Source organism: Desulfofundulus sp. JL263-se (assembly GCF_056316025.1).
In genome coordinates, this window is sequence record NZ_CM149993.1 from 1,788,226 (window position 1) to 1,807,022 (window position 18,797).

An 18,797-nucleotide genomic window follows, 5' to 3' on the forward strand; every position below is an offset into this window, starting at 1 on the left:
ATTATTTCTCTGATTGTATCGCTCCGGGAGAACTTACCCCTGGAGAACTTATGCCCAGGGGGAGTAAACCTTCCCTACGTCCCATTCTTTCCAGCATTAAGGGAGAACTCATCCCGTAGGGAACCTTATTTAAAGCATTATAAATTTCTTCAATCCACATCCATTCTTCATCCAAGCACTCCGAAAGGGATTCTCTGGGAGTGGTAACTGTATTCGACCGCAAGAGAGTAACAAACCTGCCATCAGGAAAAATCCTGCCCAAATCAACGCAAAAGGTGCTATTTGGCTTCCCTACATTAATATACCAATTATCATTCTCTTCCCCTATACCTATATCGGTATAGCTAACGGCATTAGAGCCATTAAATTCCTCTCCGGCAACTTCATACACCCGCAAAACAGGACGCGAAGAATTCCAGGCTCCCACCCCAAAATTGGAATCAAATTCCTCCTGCTTAGTTGCTGAAATCTCCCAGTAAGCATAAAGCCAGTGAGGATCTCGAACCATTAAAATTAAGCGGTCTATTCCATATGCCTTAGGCAACTCCATTTCGGAAAGAGGTACAGGTACAGGTTCAGGCTTAGGCTCCGTCTCCAAGGCTTGAACGGCTAATTCTTCCGCCGCTTCTTCATTAAAATCTAACCGAGGCTCCTCACCTTTTTTTGCCCAGCGATGCCGCATCGACCATAAAAAAACGGCCAGGAGCAAAAAGAAAAGAATAACCCCGAGGACCAAGGTTAATATACCATTCATGCAGCGCCCTCCTTCAGTCTTGTAATTCTAGCCATAATTTAACTAATATATATAACATTATGGAGGAAAATTAAGGTCTTAAAATGTTACTTGCCGGGAATAATTTTGTTATTACCATGGCTTCTTTTATTATTGCCCGGCACCAAAAGGTTTATAATTAAAAAATTTAGTGAATTTGAAAGGGATTATCCCATTACATATAGCTTCCAAAAACCGCAAATAAGCATAAATAATAATTTTCCCAAATAAATCGTGCATAATTTTTATGCTAAAATTAAAATATAAAAACTTTCTGCCAGTAATTAAAATAGTTAAATAACAGGGGGAACTATTGATGAATATCTCCGAATTGCTAAATAAAACCCGTACCATTGCAGTAGTTGGGCTATCAGATAAACCGGACAGGGATAGTTATAAAGTGGCGCAATACATGCAGCGGCAGGGTTATAAAATAATTCCCGTTAACCCGAAAGTAAAAAACATTTTAGGTGAAAAATCATATCCTGACCTTAAATCGATTCCTGAGCCAGTAGATATTGTTAATATTTTTCGGCGCAGTGAATATGTTCCTCCCATAGTGGAAGAAGCTCTGGATATCTCTCCTTTGGCTATCTGGATGCAGTTAGGGATTGTTAATGAAGAAGCAGCAAAAAAGGCTGAAAAAAAGGGGATACCGGTTATTATGAATAAGTGTATTATGGTGGAACACCAAAGGCTCAAGGGATAAGCCATGGACCAAAAACTCCGGGACAAAGGGAAAAAAATAATTGACCTGCTGGCCCGTACTTACCCTGAAAATGTTAATACTCAACTTAACTTTAATTCACCCTTTGAATTGTTGGTGGCTACCATTTTATCGGCTCAGTGTACCGATAAGCAAGTAAATAAAATAACCCGCTCGTTATTTAAAAAATATAATAAACCCGAACACTTTGCCTACCTGTCTCCCGAAGAGCTGGAGCCGCTGATCAAAGGATGCGGCCTTTATAAAAATAAAAGTCGTAATATAATAAAAACCAGTCAAATACTGGTTGAAAGATATAATTCCCAAGTACCGAAAAGTTTTAAGGAATTAAGCAAGCTGCCTGGAGTGGGAAGAAAAACCGCAAATGTGATATTGAACGTGGCTTTTGGACTCCCGACAATGCCGGTGGATACCCATATTTTTCGCGTTTCCAAACGCCTGGGATTGGCCACTGGAAATACCCCGGAAAAGGTGGAAAAAGAATTAATGGAATTAATACCACCCCAACAAAGAGGGGAATTTCACCACCGGTTAATAACACACGGTAGAAAAGTTTGCCGGGCACGCAATCCCCTTTGTGGAAAATGCAAGTTTAGAAAGTTTTGTGTTTCAACCGCCGGCAACATTCAAAATCAAAGGGAGCCGCTTTGAAACGGCTCCCTTTTGGGAGGGTTGTCCTTGCATATTGTCCTTGTTGAGCCAGAAATTCCGGGCAATACAGGTAACATATCACGGACTTGCGCTGTAACCGGTACTGAACTTCACCTGGTAAAACCACTGGGCTTTTCCGTTGACGATAAATACTTAAAAAGAGCTGGCCTCGATTATTGGAACCTCTTAACCATTCATTACCATGATAACTTCCAAGAAGTACTTGACAAATATCCAAATCACCGTTTTTTCTATGCAACAACCAAAGCATCACGCCCGTACACCGCCGTTAAATACCGGAAGGATGATTTTTTGGTTTTTGGAAAGGAAACCGAAGGCCTACCGGAGTGGATTATATCGGCTTATCGGGATAAATGTATCCGTATTCCTATGCTCAATGATGTTAGGTCTTTAAACCTTTCCAACGCCGTGGCCATAATACTTTACGAAGCCCTTAGACAACAAGGATTCCCGGGATTAAGGTAATATTTGAATAAACGGATTGCCTGTGATACCATAAAGTATGGCTTGACAGAAAAATAATCTGTTAAAGGTAGGTTGTAGTTATGGAGCTTACCATTAACCAATTAAAAGAATATCTGGAAAAAGAAAGGTACGTGGCGGAAAAAGAAATAGTAACTACTATTTACCTGGCGCTAAAATTACAAAAGCCCCTTCTTGTGGAAGGAGCACCGGGAGTTGGAAAAACAGAAATCGCAAAGGTCTTAAGCAGGATAATGAATACAGAATTAATTCGTTTACAATGCTATGAAGGTTTAGATGAAAATAAAGCTCTATATGAATGGAATTATCAAAAACAATTATTGAAAATACAAATAATGAAGGATTCTACAACCGGTGAAGAAATTGAAAAGAACCTCTTCGGGGAAGAATACTTATTAACCCGCCCCCTCTTAAAGGCCATCCGTTCAAAGAAAAAGCCGGTTTTATTGATTGATGAAGTAGATAAGGTGGAATCGGAATTTGAAGCGTTTTTATTTGAAGTATTGTCTGAATTTCAGGTATCTATTCCCGAACTGGGCACCATAACCTGTACCCACATTCCGGTAGTAGTTTTGACCAGTAACGGGGAAAGGGAGCTTTCTGACGGCCTTAAAAGGCGCTGCATATATTTGTATATCGATTACCCATCCATAGAAAAGGAAATGCACATATTACAAATAAAAGTACCACAAGCAGGAGAAGTTCTCCGCAAGCAAATTGTAAAGGTTGTTAATTTTATTCGCCAAAATCTTCATTTACGAAAAAAACCCTCTATATCAGAAACCATCGATTGGGCCCGGGCACTAACCACCTTAAATTATGAAACTTTAACCGAAGAAAATATAAACCAAACATTAAATTTACTGATTAAAAACCACGATGACCAAGAATTATTGCGCCGGGAGCACGGAATAAATAAACTTGTTAAAAAGGCTAATGAAGAAATCAAGTTGAAAGGCGAATTGAAACCGATGGGACAAATACCCTGTGTCGAGTAAAAAGGATTTTTGTAAAAAGGAGCGAATAAGTAATATAGTATTATCAGAAATTTTAAACAAATTTAAAAATTAAGCAGGGGAAGGGGGTGTTTGTTCTGTGCCCCAAGGCGATAATACAGTTAAAACACCCATGGTCTCAAATAACAGCTTTTCAATTTTTGACTCCATACACAATATGGTCATTGCCATAGACCACCGGGGAAGGATAACCATCTTTAACCCGGCCTGTGAACGGGCTTTTAAAATACCGGCAAAAAAAGCTCTCGGGCGGTTCATTACGGAAGTAGTACCTTATACAGGCTTGCTCAAAGTTTTAAAGACGGGCAAATCCCACATTGGTCGCAAGTTTGTATTGGGTAATAGCCTTTACGTGGCAAATCGCACCCCCATTATCAAAGAAGGAGCAATTATAGGTGCCATCGGGGTAGTCCAAGAAGTAAACGAAATTCAACAACTGGCTGAAGAAAGGGATTACTACAAACAAATTGCCAAAGCTTGTGAAACCATTATGAAGGAAAGCGTAGAAGGGTACTTGGCAATTAATCATGAAGGCTATATCCTTTTTATGAATGAAACTATGGCACAATTACTGGAAGTTAACGCCGAAGGGGCCGTAGGCCGTCACGTAACAGAATTGATACCTGAAACGGAGCTCCACCTGATGCCCCTTACCGGAATTCAAATTCACGAGTCGATTAAACTCCGCGGCAGAAAGGCCACCCTATCACGGTACCCTATAAAGCAAGAGGGGAAAATTACCGGCGTAATTATCCGCGTAAACCTTGACAATCCCAGCAAGACCGTTTATACCAAAAATACGGACTATTATATAGTTTCAAAAAAGAACAATCAAAGTAATTGCCAATATACCCTGAATGACCTTATAACCCGTAACCGGGAAATGAATAAATTGAAAAAAATAATTCGTAAGGTAGCCCGGGGGCCCTCTACAGTCTTAATTACGGGGGAAAGCGGCACCGGAAAAGAATTAGTTGCCCATGCACTACATGCCGAATCACCACGGAAAAACGGCCCGTTTATCAAAGTAAACTGTGCTGCCGTACCGGAAAATCTCTTAGAATCAGAACTATTTGGATACCGGGAAGGAGCCTTTACCGGGGCGAGAAAGGGAGGGCAAATAGGTAAATTTGAATTGGCCCACGGAGGGACCATACTACTGGATGAAATAGGAGACATGCCCTTACCAATGCAAGCAAAATTGCTCCGCGTAATACAGGAAAAAGAAGTAGTACGCCTCGGTGATACTAAAACACACCCAGTAGACGTAAGGATAATTGCATCCACCAATCAGAATATTCGGGAAATGGCGAAAAAGGGAAAATTCCGGCAAGACCTTTATTACAGGCTAAACGTTATCAACTTACACTTACCCCCGCTTCGGGAAAGGTTAGATGATTTACCTCTATTAGTTAACTATTTCCTGAATAAGTTTAATCAACAATTTAATATTCAAGTTAAAGATTTATCTGAAGAAGTATGGAATTTATTTAAAAACTATAATTGGCCGGGTAATATAAGAGAACTGGAAAATATGATTGAAAGAGCATTTAACTTAGTAGAAGGTCAATATATTGAAATCGAACATCTCCCCAGTTACATGCAAGAAATTAAAACTGAAAATAAAATTAGCACGAAACCTAATACTTTACCAGCACTTATTGAAAAAGTTGAAAAAGAAGCCCTCGTACGAGCATTAAAAAACAATAACGGGAACAAGGCCAAGGCTGCACAAGAGTTAGGCATTTCCAGGGCCTGGCTATATAAAAGAATAAAACATTACAATATCAAGCTGCCTTGAAAAATCCTTGCTAACAAAATCTCTTTACGATAAAATCCCCCTTGTAAAAACGGATCAGGGGGGTTTTTCATATTTTAAAGTAGAAGAAATATTACCGACATTGCTGGCTGGTGGTGAAAGCATTGGACATCACAACCACGGAAATTATTTTTCCCCTGCCGGGAAAGGATATCAAATTGAATGTGGTAAAAGACGTGGAATCGCTTATAACAGACCCGGAAGATGAAAATAAAGTACCCTGTTGGGCTGAGATATGGCCGGCAGCCCGGGGACTTGCCCTTTGGGTTTGGTGCAACCTCTCCTTTGATGGTGAAGATATGCTGGAACTGGGAACGGGACTTGGCTTGCCCGGGATAATATGTGCACTAAAGGGAGCAAAGGTAACTTTTTCAGACTTTAACCAATCAGCGTTAGAGCTGGCAATGAAAAATGCCAGGATTAACGGAGTTTCTAACATTGACAGTTTTTTGGGTGATTGGCGTCGATTTAACTTAAAGCGCCGCTTTCAATGGATTCTATGCTCCGATGTAACATATAATCCAAAGCTGAATGTCTACCTATTGGATATAATAAAGAAAAATCTGGCACCCGGTGGAAGTTTACTAGTATCTCATCCAGGGCGCAAGGCATCCTTCGAATTTATGCAAAATTTGCTAAAAGTCTCTCATTGGGAGCGATTCGATACCCAGATTTCCATAACTGTAGATGACCCCATTTTACCTCACTATAACATACATATACATTATTGGAAGCAAAGAATTTATAATAATGGCCCCTACTTTCCCGGGGCGCTTGAAACCGGAGGTGAATAGGAATGTTCGTCCACCTGCACGTTCATACCGAATATAGCCTTTTGGACGGTGCCGCCCGCATTAAAGACAGCGTACAAAAAGCGGCGGACCTGGGTATGCCCGCCCTTGCCATTACCGACCACGGAGCTATGTTCGGCGTAATAGACTTCTATAAAGCCTGTGAAAAAGTAAAAATAAAGCCTATTCTAGGATGCGAAGTTTATGTAGCTCCCCGTACAATTGCCGATCGCACCCCCAAGGTGGATGACAACCTGCACCACCTGGTTCTCCTTGCTGAAAGTAATGAGGGTTACAAAAATTTACTGCAATTGGTTTCCACCGCCTTTATAGAAGGCTTTTATTATAAGCCCCGGGTGGATAAGCAGTTACTAAACAAGTATAGTAAGGGTTTAATTGCCTTGAGTGGCTGTATTGCCGGTGAAGTTGCCAGTCAATGCCTAAAAGGTGATATGAAAGCTGCAAAAAAATCAGCCCTGGAATACCGGGATATTTTTGGGCCGGATAATTTCTTTTTAGAATTACAAGACCATGGCTTCGACGAACAGCGAACAGCGAATAAAGGATTGTTGGAAATTCATAAGGATACGGGCATTCCGCTGGTAGTGACCAATGATGTACATTATACCGAGCGGGAACACTGGGAAATTCAAGACGTATTGCTTTGCATTCAGACGGGAAAAACCGTTGATGACCCGGACCGAATGAAATTTAAGTCCCAAGAACTATACCTTAAAAGCGAAAGTGAAATGGCCCTGCTCTTTGGAGAACTCAGGGACGCCATGAATAATACTGTGGCCATTGCAGAAAGATGTAATGTCAAATTGAAATTTGGTACATTACACCTACCCGATTTTACGGTACCGGAAGGACATACCGTAGACAGCTATCTGGAAGAACTATGCCTTAAAGGGGTAAAATGGCGCTACGGCGAAATGAGCGATACTATCAAAAAAAGATTGGAATTCGAGCTTTCAGTAATTCGTCAAATGGGTTATTCTGAATACTTTTTGATAGTTTGGGACTTTATTCACTTTGCCCGTAAAAATAAAATACCCGTAGGTCCCGGGCGCGGTTCAGCTGCAGGCAGCCTGGTAGCTTATGTTTTAGGAATAACAAATATTGATCCGCTGCGCTACGGGCTATTGTTTGAGCGCTTTCTTAACCCGGAACGGGTGTCCATGCCGGATATAGATATAGATTTTTGCTTTGAGCGGCGGGGAGAAGTTATCAATTATGTTACTCAAAAATACGGTGCCGATAGGGTTGCTCAAATAGCGACTTTCGGGACTATGGCAGCAAGGGCGGCTATACGGGATGTCGGAAGAGCCCTAGGTATGGCCTACGGAGAAGTAGATAAAGTGGCCAAACTTGTTCCTCCGGAGCTAAACATAACTATTAAAAAAGCCTTGGAAGAATCGCAGGAATTAAAAGAATTATATAATAAAGACAAGCAAGTTAAAAAATTAATTGATACCGCCAGCCTCCTTGAGGGAATGCCGCGACATGCCTCTACTCACGCCGCAGGAATAGTTATTACCAAAGAACCGTTAACTAATTATGTTCCGCTGTATAAGAGTGCCGATGGCCCCCTTACCACTCAGTTTGCCAAGGACCAGGTTGAAGAACTGGGGCTCTTGAAAATGGATATGCTGGGCCTACGTACCCTGACCGTTATAGCAGACACCCTGCGGCTTATAAAGGAAAGTACAGGAGAAGACATAAATATTGAAAAAATACCTTTAGATGATCCCAAAACCTATGAACTTTTATGTCGGGGTGAAGGAGTCGGGGTATTCCAGCTGGAAAGCAGCGGTATGCGCAACCTCCTGAGGGAATTAAAGCCGGAAGTATTTGAGGACCTGATAGCCCTGGTGGCCCTTTATCGCCCCGGTCCTTTGGGAAGCGGAATGGTTGAAGATTTTATCAAGAGCAAACACGGGTTAAAGAAAGTAAAGTACCTGCATCCCATGCTGCAGCCCATACTCAAAGATACTTACGGAGTCATCCTTTACCAGGAGCAAGTAATGCGCATTGCCAGCGACATGGCCGGATTTACCCTGGGCGAAGCGGACCTCCTGCGCCGAGCTATGGGTAAGAAAAAACCGGAAATAATTATTAATTTGAGGTCACAATTTATTAACGGTGCTTCCCAATATGGAGTAGATGAATCTACTGCAGGACAAATTTTTGACCTGATGGAATATTTTGCAGGGTATGGCTTTAACAAGAGCCACAGTGCTGCTTATGCCATGGTTGCCTATCAAACGGCCTATCTGAAGGCCAATTATCCCGTGGCCTACATGGCGGCACTGTTAAATTCGGTTAAGGACAATACCGATAAGGTGGCAGTTTATATTGAAGAGTGTAAGAGATTAAAAATAAAGGTTCTTCCCCCGGATGTTAATGAAAGTCAGGAAAATTTTAGCATTTCAGGCAATAATAATATCCGCTTCGGGCTGGCTGCTATAAAAAATGTCGGCCTAACAGCTGTTAAAAGTATTATCCAGGAACGCAGGAAAAACGGGCCTTATAAAAGCTATGCAGATTTTTGCCGGCGCCAGGATACCAAATTCATCAACAAACGATTGCTGGAAAGCCTAATTAAAAGCGGTGCTTTCGATTCCCTTGGACATTACCGGTCCCAATTACTGTCTACCGTAGAAACAGGATTAAGCTTGGCCCACCAGACTAATAAAGATAAATCCACAGGGCAACTCTCCCTTCTTGATTTTTGGGAAGGAGCAGCAGAAACCACAACGGTTATAGATTTTCCTGACATAGATGAATTCCCGCGGTCTGAATTGTTGGCCCAGGAAAAAGAAGCTCTCGGACTATATATCAGCGGCCATCCCCTGGAAGAATACCGGGCTGCAATAGAACAACATGCTACCCATACCGTTAACGAGCTTAAAGAATTGCCAGAAGGTTCTCAAGTCACCATAGGAGGTATGTTAAATACAGTTAAGCGAATTTCAACCAAAAACGGTGACCCCATGGCTTTTGTCAACCTGGAAGACCTTACAGGTTCTGTGGAAGTCGTGGTATTCCCTCGGGTCTTCCAAAAGTTTTATCAACTTCTTCATCCTGACCGGGTAATTTTGCTGCAAGGCAGGACAGCTATAAACGGCGATAGCTTTAAAATTTTGGCTGACTCCTTGCAAGAAATATCTAAACAAATCAGTGGTGAGTTATACTTGAAAATTGAAAATACTGATAGAAATTTTTTAAAGCAGATTCAAAGAATTCTTAAGAATTTTCCCGGTCCGACGCCGGTCTATCTCTATTTCCCCAAGGAAAAGAAAATGGCAAGGGCAAACCGTGATTTTTGGGTTGACCTGTCGATGCCGGTGGTAGAAGAGTTACAACAGATCCTAGGTGCCTCTCGGGTTAAAGTTAAAGAAGTAAATAATTAAGTTAAAATGTTCAACTAATAACATCCTCAAGTAATATAAGGGAAAAGGTTCTCTCTTTGGAATAACTTGTTATCATCCCTTCCTTATGTTATTATGATTCAAAATAAAATATCGGTGGGGTGTTTAAATTGGTCAACGAAGTATCTGCTGACTACATTGTAGTTAAGGCATTGGAAAACGGAGTAACCATTATCGGGTTGACTCGGGGGAAAGATACCAAATTCCACCATACAGAAAAATTGGACCGCGGCGAAATAATGATTGCCCAGTTCACCGAACATACATCGGCGATAAAAATAAGGGGACATGCTGAAGTACTGACCAAACACGGCAAAATACGTTCTGATGATTTATAAAACCAAGATAATACTTCAGGATAAATGCCAGCGGATAATACCGGGCCAATTCCTTTCACAGACTCCAGGGGGTTGTTAAGCTTGGCCATATCCCGGGCAATCACCTTGTCCAGCTTGCGGCAGGTCTGCTCAAAAAACCGAATGTTATTCATGCTGGTCTCCAGTATCAGGTTCACCGAATCCGCAAGCTTGGGCTGCATCCGGTAAGATTCCCGGGAAATGCACTTCAACTCCCTGGCCAGCTTTTCCGGCTCGGCAAAATGGTTGCTTTATCCACCAGAAACTGAACCAATTCCTCCAAAGGGGTGTCAATGATCTCCTCGGGGCTGTAGAACACGGTAATCAGCGAGCGGCTGGTGGCCCCGAAGACGTTGATGAATACATCACCATAATTGCTGAACTTCAAAAACAACATGGTTAAAAAATAGCTTTTTTCCCGTATCAAGAAACCCACCAAGTGGAACCTGTAACGGATTAGCCGTTGCAGCGGAAGATACATCTCATTAACCTCGTAAGGCTTTGGTAACCTCCCGAATCTAAGATTATCAGCAATGACAAAGGCGGTCCTGCATCCGCTCGGCACTCGCGATAAGAACTGACATGGAGCGGGAGACAAACCTGAACCTGCCGCCATCCAGGTCAACTGCCATTCCAAACAGGCCAGGTGTAAGAGCTCTTTAATGCAGGCAGAGAAGAAACAGACTCTGCAAGCAGTCAATACTGTACAGGCTTCACGAATTTACCAACTTACCCAAGGATTATTATAGGTACCACGACCAGGTTATGGTAATTCCCTAATACTCGACAACACCACTCCCCAGGGCTTAAACAGCCTCATCAGGACCAGAACTGCGATTATGGCGAACATGCTGGGTGTCAGAATCAAACCCTGCCGGCGAAAGAAAAACGAACTTTCTGAGTATTAGGGTTTGGTTGTCACCATTACCCTGCAAGGAAGATACAGCATTCACCTTACTGGCTGTACCAGTGAGGTGCGTCTGCTTGTGGGGAAAGGTGCTTTCAAAGATCAATTATGTAAGGAGGTTTTTTTGTGTGGACAGTGATATATATAGCACCAAATAAGAAAGAAGCTGAACGCATTCAAAAAGTACTATCCGCTGAAGGCTTGCTGGTTAAACTTCGCTCCTTAGGCTCAGACCAACAAAAGAATAGTAGATCAGTAGAAATCCTGGTACCGGAATCAGAGGCAAGTGAAGCACTGGAAATCATTAATTTCGGTCAATGACAAATATTGACCCCCCGTATATTTGGCACCAGTGAGAAACAACTTAATATTATATGGAATTAAAGTCTCTAGGGGGGACAAATTTGCAAAGAATTGCTGTTTTAACAAGTGGCGGAGATTCGCCGGGTATGAATGCCGCAATTAGAGCAGTGGTACGCAAGTCAATCTATCACGGCAGAGAAGTTATTGGCATCAGGCGGGGTTTTGCCGGATTTATAGAAGCGGATATGGAACCCATGAACCTGGGTTCAGTTGCTGATATTATCCACAGGGGAGGAACTATTCTTCGTACGGCCCGCTCAGAGGAATTCAAAACTTCAGAGGGAAGAAAAAAGGCCTGGGAAAACGTCGAACGCTTTGGAATCCAGGGTCTTATAGTAATTGGGGGGGACGGCTCTTTTGCAGGTGCCAATATTTTCCATCAAGAATACGGCCTGCCGATAGTGGGTATCCCCGGGACCATCGATAACGATATTCCAGGTACTGACTTTTCCATAGGTTTTGATACGGCAGTAAATACAGTTATCGAAGCAATAAATAAAATTAGGGATACTGCAACCTCCCACGAACGAACTTTTATTGTGGAAGTAATGGGGCATAATTCAGGAGCCATAGCCCTTACCGCCGGGCTGGCAGGTGGGGCCGAATCAATTTTAATACCAGAGAAACCATATAATATAGAAGAAGTTTGCGAAAAGTTAAACCGTGGCTACCGGCGGGGAAAGTTACATAGCATCATAATTGTAGCTGAAGGAGCAGCCAGCGGGTTCGAAATAGGGAAGGAAATTAAAAAACGAACCGGGTTGGATACAAAGGTTACCGTTCTAGGCCACTTACAAAGGGGAGGCACCCCCACCGCTTTCGACAGAAATCTCGCCAGCATAATGGGAGCAAAAGCCGTTGACCTGCTCATTAAAGGAGAAACAAAAAAAATGGTAGGCATGGTAGCAGGAAGAATAGTTTCGATGGATCTGGAGGAAGCCTTTATACAAAAAAAACAGGTAGATCTTGAAATGCACCGCTTAGCCGCTATTTTATCCATTTAAGGGGGAGTTATATCTTGCGCCGCACTAAAATAGTTTGTACCATTGGACCGGCCAGCGAAAGTGTAGAAATACTCAAAGAAATGATTAAGGCGGGTCTTAACGTAGCCAGGCTTAATTTTTCCCACGGCACTCACGAAGAACACGAACGACGTATCAAAGCCATTAGGCAGGCAGCGGCTGAAGTGGGCAAAACCGTGGCCATTTTAATGGATACTAAAGGACCGGAAATCCGCCTGGGTATCCTGGAAAAAGAACCTATTTACTTAGAGTCCGGTGACAGAATAATTCTAACTACTGAAGAAATCAAAGGCAATAAAGAAAGAATTAGCGTAACCTATAAGCAACTACCCCAAGATGTAAGGGAAGGAAATACTATTTTACTGGCTGACGGCCTCATATCCTTAAAAGTTTTACAGGTAGCAGGTACTGAAATAAATTGTGAAGTAGAAAACGGGGGTGAATTAAGAAGTCGCAAAGGAGTTAATGTACCCGGGGTACCGGTAAACCTGCCGGCAATAACGGAACAGGACATCAAGGACATTAAGTTCGGTATAGCCCATAACCTTGATTTTATAGCTGCCTCCTTCGTACGCAAGCCCGATGATATTATTGCTATTAGGAAATTATTGGAGGAAGAAGGGGCAGATCTAGATATAATTGCTAAAATAGAAAACCAGGAAGCTGTGGATAAACTGGAAGAAATCATAAAAGTAGCCGACGGAATAATGGTAGCCCGGGGTGACCTGGGTGTTGAAATTCCTGCAGAGGAAGTACCACTTATTCAAAAAATTATCATAGATAAATGTAACCGGGTAGGAAAACCGGTAATTACTGCAACGCAAATGCTGGAATCAATGATAGATAACCCCAGGCCCACGCGGGCGGAGGCCAGTGATGTGGCTAACGCTATTTTGGATGGTACCGATGCCGTTATGCTTTCCGGTGAAACCGCTGTCGGCAAATACCCGGTGGAAGCCGTGGCCACCATGGCCCGCATAGCCGTTACCGCCGAATCGGCCATTAATTATGAAGAAATTCTGGTTCGCAAAGGGAGAAATCTATCCCGCACTGTAACCGATGCCATAAGTTATGCCACGTGTGCCACTGCCCAAGACCTGGAAGCGGCAGCTATAATTAGTTCTACGGAATCGGGATATACTCCCAAAATGGTAAGCAAATATAAACCTAAAGCTCCCATAATCGCTGTAACCCCGCATGCCAAGGTGTTACGAAAATTAAGTTTGACCTGGGGGGTACAACCCCTTTTGGTGGGCCATACGAAAGATACCGACAGTATGATCTCCTCCGCGGTGGAAGTTTCCCTGGAGGCCGGCCTGATCAGTGCCGGTGACCTGGTTGTTATAACTGCCGGTGTACCGGTTGGAGTACACGGAACCACCAATTTGCTTAAGGTGCATACGGTAGGAGATATATTGGTCCGTGGTACAGGTATAGGCACCCGGGCCGTAACCGGCACGGTGCGCATCGCCCGAACAATAAAAGAAGCAAAGGAAAAAGTAAAAGAAGGAGATATTCTGGTCACCGTGGCCACAGATCGTGATTTTATTCCGGTTATTGAAAAAATAGCGGCCATCATTACCGAAGCAGGAGGACTAACATCCCACGCGGCCATTGTAGGCCTGGAATATGGAATCCCGGTGGTGGTAGGAGTAGAGGGAGCAACCGGAATATTATCTGATGGCCAAGTAATCACCGTTGACGGTCAAAGAGGTTTAATTTATAAGGGACCGGCAAAGGTGCTTTAATTACTTTTTAACACGTCATTTTATCCTTCTCTGGGTATGCCATTTCCGGAGGAGGATAATTTTTTATGACGGGGAAGGAGAGTTTTAAAATGATTAAATTGGAAGAAAATATAAAAGCCACTGATTTTATCTTAAAGTTGCAGGATATAAAATATATAAAATCTGTAATCACCACATTACAACAAAAGTTCACCCGACATAATTTATCCGAAATAAGAATTTTGATCGAGATTAATAACGCCGATAATAAAAATAAGCAAATGGTTAAATTCCTAATAGCGGAAACCCGCAGACTCCTGGCCACCACCAAGTGTTTAAAAACTGTCATTTTTATAACCACGGACCATAACTTTAGACAATTACTTAATAAAATAATCAAGAGGCATATTATTGTATGCCTGGGCGATAGCATAACCTACGGATATCCCTGGGGGCCTGAACATTCCTGGGTCAACCTGGCAGCTCAAATTACAGGTAAAACATTAGTTAACCGGGGGATAAACGGAGATTCTACTGAAAACATGCTTCATCGTTTTCCAAGAGACGTAATCCCTTATGAACCGGCTTATGTGCATATATTGGGTGGAACCAACGATGCATGGCTGGAGCAAACAGCGGATTCAGTTTTAAAAAACATTAAAACCATGACCGGTATGGCATTAAAGGAAGGAATATGTCCCATCCTTGGCCTACCTACTCCACTTAACCCACAAGGAACCAATTTTTTTGGTGACCTGGCAGTGATGAAGGAACTCCTTGATGAATATCGGGTAAAAATATTGAATTTTGCCCGCAAGCACAATTTTCCAACTATTAATTATTATCATGTATTATGTCAGCCAGGAGGTGAGTCGGCTAATCCTTCTTTATTTTTTGATCAGGGACATCCCAATAAATTAGGATATTCAATCATGGCTAAAAATGCCAGCAAACTCTTACATAAATTAAAGTAATGTAAAAAATAAAAAAATAGAAACATCGCTTTTTAAAAGGTTAATTACAAATTTAGTTAAAAACCTGCAGGAAATTTTTCCAGTTTGTCGAAAGTTATTATAAAAAAGCGTAAGTAAGGGAAGAGAATGAGGAGATAATAATAATGCGCAAAATCTCCATAGATTTGGTTCGCCCGGGAATGAAAGTAGGGCGCTCTATATATAACTCGAACGGACAAATTCTTTTGCAAGCAGGAGTAATTTTAACCCAGCGATATATCCAGAGACTTAAGTTATTGGGTATACCAGCGGTATACATTGACGATGGCTGGTTACCTGACATCCAGGTGAATGATGTAATATCCGAAGAAATAAGAATAGAAGTTACAAGGAAGGTACGGGATTTTTTCTCCAATAAAAGTGAATGTTGCTCTACGATACCGCGAAATATTGTGGGAATAAAGGATATCGGCAATACCGTTAATGAAATTATCGATCAATTACTTTATTCCTCCGATATTGTTGTCAACTTAACAGATATAAGGTCCCTAGACGAGTATACATTTGGTCACTCAGTTAATGTCTGTGTACTGGCGCTAATTACTGGAATCCACCTTGGTTATAGTAAAGCAAAGTTATTTCACTTGGGCATGGGGGCCTTACTTCACGATATAGGTAAAATAAAAGTTCCCAAACATATTTTAAATAAACCGGGAAAGTTGACAGACGAAGAATTTAATGAAATAAAAAAACATTCCATATACGGGTATGAAATATTGCATAAAAACCCCAATGTAAGTCGATTATCGGCTCTTGTAGCGCATCAACACCATGAACGATATAACGGACAAGGCTATCCTAATGGTCTTAAAAAAGATGATATACATGAATTCGCTAAAATTACCGGCATGGTGGATATGTATGATGCTCTTACGGCCGACCGGGTTTACAGGCGGGCATACAGCCCCCATGAAGCTTACGAAATGCTCTCCGCCTCCGGAGACCAGTTTTTTGATTTATACTTGATCAAGGCGTTTCTTCATCACATTGCTGCCTACCCCGCAGGCACTTTGGTTAAATTAAACAGCGGGGAAATTGCCATCGTAGTCGACAACATACCCGGCTACACGAAGCAACCAAAGGTTCGCATTCTCTTTTCAGAAGATGGACACCCGCTAACCGAACCCAAAGAATTATGGCTTGCTGAAGATTATAGAATCTTTATAACTAAAGTAATTAATGATGAACCTACATTAAACGTTTTAAAAAAGAGTTTATCTAAACGGTAAAATCTTAATTTTCTCTTTAAAAAAAGAGTGCCTTGTTCCAAACAAGGCACTCTTTTTTTAAAGAGGCTTTATTTCAATATCTCCACTGGCAGATAATTTATCTCCCTTAATGGCCAGCGCTCCCCTTACTCCAGGAACCTTCATTGCAAAATCAACGGCTCTCTGCACGTCTTGGGGCTTCTTCACCAAGTTACCGGCAGCCGTTGCCACTGCATCCGCCAGGGGAACCGAGGGGGCAAGGACAACCATGGCATCTGCCTTACCCATACTTATAGAATGGCCTATTACACCGGAAGAAGTACATATACCCAGTGGAGTTTGATAGGGTTTAATTTTTAAGGCAATTCGATTACTAAAGGGTGAATTTGCTGCAAATATTCCTATAATTCTTTCCTGTGAGCTGCGCAAATAAATATCTCCGCCGTTCTCCACGATAACTTCACTGGAATAAAGGGCGACAAAGCGCCCTACCAACTCTGAAAAGGTCCCGGCCACGGCGGCCATGGGGCCAACGCCGGCTTTTGCCGCCTCCCGGGCCATTGTTATTGCAATTTCTGGGGCTGAAGGTATGGGGGTATAAGGAGACATGGCCCGGAAAAATTGAGGATCTTTCTCTAGATAGCCTTCCAATTGGCTCCTGGCAGTTAATACCTTTTCCCGAACCTTTTGGACCAGTTCAGCAGTTAATTTCTCCTTAGATACCCCAATATCTAAATCGGTTTCCCGCACTATAACCTGGAAAAACGCCAAGCCCTTTTGGCGATTTAATAAGCGATAGGTACGCTCTTCAAACTTAATCAATTAAAAATGTACCTCCATAGCTTTTACTGGACATACTTTTGTACATAGGTGACAAACAACACACTGGTCGCTATTAAAGTGTACCTCCATGGAAGGCCGCTCCAGGTAAAGGGCCCCGGAGGGGCATATTGCAGTGCAAGCCCCACAGCTGGTACACTTCTCTTCATTGCGGGTGATATTCTCGGTTAGGGTATGTACACGAACACCCTGTTGCCGCAAATATTCCATGCCTTCATCATATCTTTCTCCCGTTACTTCCATAATAAGTGTTCCTTCTTTTTGTGGGTTGACGTTAGCCTTTAGTATATTTATAACCAGATTATAATCACTTACCAAACGGTAAATAATTGGCTTATCCGCAATTGTGGCATCAAAGCGCAATACGATCCTTTTCGGGGACATCCCGGATCACTCCCGTATAATAATATCAAATGCCGCTGTTAACCTTTTAAAGGTTTACCTTTTAGGCCTGCTTCGGCAGAAGGTAATAGCTGCACCGGCTCTCCCAGCAGAAATTTGCCGCTTCTGATCCATTCTTTAAGTTCCGCGGCAATTCCCCTGGCCTTGGGATAACTGGAGAGCGGGGCGGTGGGGACTTCCTTGCCGTTGACCGTTATTTTACCCGACTTCAGCTCCGCATAGCTAACCAATCCCAAGGGCTCGGTTTTCCCACTTGGATACCCTTCACCGTAATCTATGACCGGTGCGTACAGGTCTTCATCCTTTAAGGCCGCATAATAACATATCTTCTCATTTAAAATGGGAATTGGAACGCCGATTCCTACGTTCAAAGTAGCCCCGTAACCCAAGAAGCTTGCTCCCACCAGCCACTGGGGTTTCATTTGCTTGAGATCGCCCAGTACCGCCAGTGTACCCCCGGCAGGTCCCTGCTTTTCTCCATCGGGCCCGGCTTTTAAAAAGGTGGGGAAATGCTGGGTACCGTTCCACACTACATATCCCACTCCGCCACCCAGAAAAATACGCGTGCCCACACCAATGGTGGAAAAGTTTGGATCCTTAAGCAACGGGCTGAGCTGCCCGGAAGTGGAATAGTGGGCATTACCCAAATTGGGCTTTAACATCCCCATGTAGGTATATATGGTCCGGGAGCTCAAGTTTACCGCGCAATTATAACTTTGATAGGCATTGCGGGGGTTAAACATAATAGCCTCATTGATATCGTCCAGGGTAATGGTGGTTTCTATCTCCCGGCGGGGATAACAATCGGTACCATAAGCCGTTGCCCTTAATTTTATAGGTTTCCTGGCTACCAGGTCATGAATCACATGACCGCCACCGTATTTGAACTCACCGGGGTGATTGCTGTTCAGGGGATCGTCATCAGGTACTGCGGTTGCCCCCAGGTAGGCATCCACGGCAGCAACGCCGCCATATGCCGGTACATCATTCAACCAAACCTTGTGCATTTTCATTTTTGGCGTAGTGTGACCGAAATTTAAAAATACTCCGGAGGAGCACATGGGGGCAAATGTTCCGGTGGTCACTACATCAACTTCCTGGGCTGCTCTGGAAACACCTTTTTCTTCCACAATGGAAATTAATTCTTCAGCGGTAACTACCACTGCCTTGCCCTCTTTGATTTTAGCGTTAATTTCCTCGTAACTTCTTTCTACTGCCATGAACACACCTCCATTAAGTGCTCTG

The 18,797-nt window shown here is 42.7% G+C and carries 18 protein-coding genes; 13 read left to right on the top strand and 5 right to left on the bottom strand.

The window, feature by feature from the left end; translation table 11 throughout:
• Position 1 precedes the first annotated feature (1 nt).
• Complete coding sequence (locus ACX4JR_RS09105; RefSeq protein WP_476057768.1) at positions 2–754, bottom strand: DUF4912 domain-containing protein; 753 nt, start codon at positions 752–754, stop codon at positions 2–4.
• 334 nt (positions 755–1,088) lie between these two features.
• On the opposite strand from ACX4JR_RS09105, the gene ACX4JR_RS09110 reads away from it, so the two are divergent.
• From ACX4JR_RS09110 to mtrB, 8 genes are all read left to right on the top strand, one after another.
• Positions 1,089–1,481 carry a CoA-binding protein gene (locus ACX4JR_RS09110; RefSeq protein ID WP_476057769.1) on the top strand — a complete coding sequence of 131 codons (393 nt, stop codon included), beginning with the start codon at positions 1,089–1,091 and terminating at the stop codon, positions 1,479–1,481.
• A gap of 3 nt (positions 1,482–1,484) precedes the next feature.
• A complete protein-coding gene (nth, locus tag ACX4JR_RS09115; RefSeq protein ID WP_476057770.1) occupies positions 1,485–2,150 on the top strand; it encodes an endonuclease III in 666 nt (221 codons plus the stop codon).
• 27 nt (positions 2,151–2,177) lie between these two features.
• On the top strand, positions 2,178–2,636 hold the full coding sequence (trmL, locus tag ACX4JR_RS09120) for a tRNA (uridine(34)/cytosine(34)/5-carboxymethylaminomethyluridine(34)-2'-O)-methyltransferase TrmL (RefSeq protein WP_476057771.1): 459 nt from the start codon (positions 2,178–2,180) through the stop codon (positions 2,634–2,636).
• A gap of 80 nt (positions 2,637–2,716) precedes the next feature.
• Positions 2,717–3,652: an AAA family ATPase gene (locus ACX4JR_RS09125; RefSeq protein ID WP_476057772.1), complete on the top strand. Its 936-nt coding sequence runs from the start codon at positions 2,717–2,719 to the stop codon at positions 3,650–3,652.
• A gap of 97 nt (positions 3,653–3,749) precedes the next feature.
• Entirely contained in the window at positions 3,750–5,471 is a 1,722-nt protein-coding gene (locus ACX4JR_RS09130; protein ID WP_476057773.1) for a sigma 54-interacting transcriptional regulator, read from the top strand.
• A 122-nt stretch (positions 5,472–5,593) separates the two neighbouring features.
• The gene (locus ACX4JR_RS09135) at positions 5,594–6,283 is read left to right on the top strand and encodes a class I SAM-dependent methyltransferase (protein ID WP_476057774.1); all 690 of its coding nucleotides are present in this window, start codon (positions 5,594–5,596) and stop codon (positions 6,281–6,283) included.
• A 2-nt stretch (positions 6,284–6,285) separates the two neighbouring features.
• Positions 6,286–9,696, top strand: coding sequence for a DNA polymerase III subunit alpha (locus ACX4JR_RS09140; RefSeq protein ID WP_476057775.1), 3,411 nt, complete (start codon positions 6,286–6,288; stop codon positions 9,694–9,696).
• 128 nt (positions 9,697–9,824) lie between these two features.
• On the top strand, positions 9,825–10,052 hold the full coding sequence (gene mtrB, locus ACX4JR_RS09145) for a trp RNA-binding attenuation protein MtrB (protein ID WP_476057776.1): 228 nt from the start codon (positions 9,825–9,827) through the stop codon (positions 10,050–10,052).
• 226 nt (positions 10,053–10,278) lie between these two features.
• Here mtrB and ACX4JR_RS09150 read toward each other — a convergent pair whose 3' ends face one another.
• The gene (locus ACX4JR_RS09150; protein ID WP_476057777.1) at positions 10,279–10,467 is read right to left on the bottom strand and encodes a hypothetical protein; all 189 of its coding nucleotides are present in this window, start codon (positions 10,465–10,467) and stop codon (positions 10,279–10,281) included.
• A 636-nt stretch (positions 10,468–11,103) separates the two neighbouring features.
• Here ACX4JR_RS09150 and ACX4JR_RS09155 point away from each other — a divergent pair.
• The 5 genes from ACX4JR_RS09155 to ACX4JR_RS09175 all read left to right on the top strand — a co-directional run bounded on the left by ACX4JR_RS09155 (position 11,104) and on the right by ACX4JR_RS09175 (position 16,331).
• A complete protein-coding gene (locus ACX4JR_RS09155) occupies positions 11,104–11,298 on the top strand; it encodes a glutamate decarboxylase (protein ID WP_476057778.1) in 195 nt (64 codons plus the stop codon).
• 83 nt (positions 11,299–11,381) lie between these two features.
• Entirely contained in the window at positions 11,382–12,344 is a 963-nt protein-coding gene (gene pfkA / locus ACX4JR_RS09160) for a 6-phosphofructokinase (RefSeq protein WP_476057779.1), read from the top strand.
• Between the two features lie 14 nt (positions 12,345–12,358).
• Positions 12,359–14,110: a pyruvate kinase gene (gene pyk, locus ACX4JR_RS09165; protein WP_476057780.1), complete on the top strand. Its 1,752-nt coding sequence runs from the start codon at positions 12,359–12,361 to the stop codon at positions 14,108–14,110.
• An 89-nt stretch (positions 14,111–14,199) separates the two neighbouring features.
• Complete coding sequence (locus ACX4JR_RS09170) at positions 14,200–15,063, top strand: SGNH/GDSL hydrolase family protein (protein ID WP_476057781.1); 864 nt, start codon at positions 14,200–14,202, stop codon at positions 15,061–15,063.
• 143 nt (positions 15,064–15,206) lie between these two features.
• Entirely contained in the window at positions 15,207–16,331 is a 1,125-nt protein-coding gene (locus tag ACX4JR_RS09175; RefSeq protein WP_476057782.1) for an HD-GYP domain-containing protein, read from the top strand.
• Between the two features lie 57 nt (positions 16,332–16,388).
• Here ACX4JR_RS09175 and ACX4JR_RS09180 read toward each other — a convergent pair whose 3' ends face one another.
• From ACX4JR_RS09180 to ACX4JR_RS09190, 3 genes are read right to left on the bottom strand one after another with little or no spacing between them, the layout of a single operon-like run.
• On the bottom strand, positions 16,389–17,132 hold the full coding sequence (locus tag ACX4JR_RS09180) for a UPF0280 family protein (RefSeq protein ID WP_476057783.1): 744 nt from the start codon (positions 17,130–17,132) through the stop codon (positions 16,389–16,391).
• Positions 17,133–17,534 (bottom strand): NIL domain-containing protein, encoded by a 402-nt coding sequence (locus ACX4JR_RS09185; protein ID WP_476057784.1) that lies wholly within the window; start codon positions 17,532–17,534, stop codon positions 17,133–17,135.
• 38 nt (positions 17,535–17,572) lie between these two features.
• On the bottom strand, positions 17,573–18,772 hold the full coding sequence (locus ACX4JR_RS09190; protein ID WP_476057785.1) for a homocysteine biosynthesis protein: 1,200 nt from the start codon (positions 18,770–18,772) through the stop codon (positions 17,573–17,575).
• Between the last annotated feature and the right edge of the window lie 25 nt (positions 18,773–18,797).

Excerpts from the sequence above, each read along its gene's own strand:
- ACX4JR_RS09105 (WP_476057768.1), bottom strand. The coding sequence starts at position 754 with ATGAATGGTATATTAACCTTGGTCCTCGGGGTTATTCTTTTCTTTTTG.
- ACX4JR_RS09110 (WP_476057769.1), top strand. The coding sequence starts at position 1,089 with ATGAATATCTCCGAATTGCTAAATAAAACCCGTACCATTGCAGTAGTT.
- nth (WP_476057770.1), top strand. The coding sequence starts at position 1,485 with ATGGACCAAAAACTCCGGGACAAAGGGAAAAAAATAATTGACCTGCTG.
- ACX4JR_RS09125 (WP_476057772.1), top strand. The coding sequence starts at position 2,717 with ATGGAGCTTACCATTAACCAATTAAAAGAATATCTGGAAAAAGAAAGG.
- ACX4JR_RS09140 (WP_476057775.1), top strand. The coding sequence starts at position 6,286 with ATGTTCGTCCACCTGCACGTTCATACCGAATATAGCCTTTTGGACGGT.
- ACX4JR_RS09150 (WP_476057777.1), bottom strand. The coding sequence starts at position 10,467 with ATGTTGTTTTTGAAGTTCAGCAATTATGGTGATGTATTCATCAACGTC.
- ACX4JR_RS09170 (WP_476057781.1), top strand. The coding sequence starts at position 14,200 with ATGATTAAATTGGAAGAAAATATAAAAGCCACTGATTTTATCTTAAAG.
- ACX4JR_RS09175 (WP_476057782.1), top strand. The coding sequence starts at position 15,207 with ATGCGCAAAATCTCCATAGATTTGGTTCGCCCGGGAATGAAAGTAGGG.
- ACX4JR_RS09185 (WP_476057784.1), bottom strand. The coding sequence starts at position 17,534 with ATGTCCCCGAAAAGGATCGTATTGCGCTTTGATGCCACAATTGCGGAT.
- ACX4JR_RS09190 (WP_476057785.1), bottom strand. The coding sequence starts at position 18,772 with ATGGCAGTAGAAAGAAGTTACGAGGAAATTAACGCTAAAATCAAAGAG.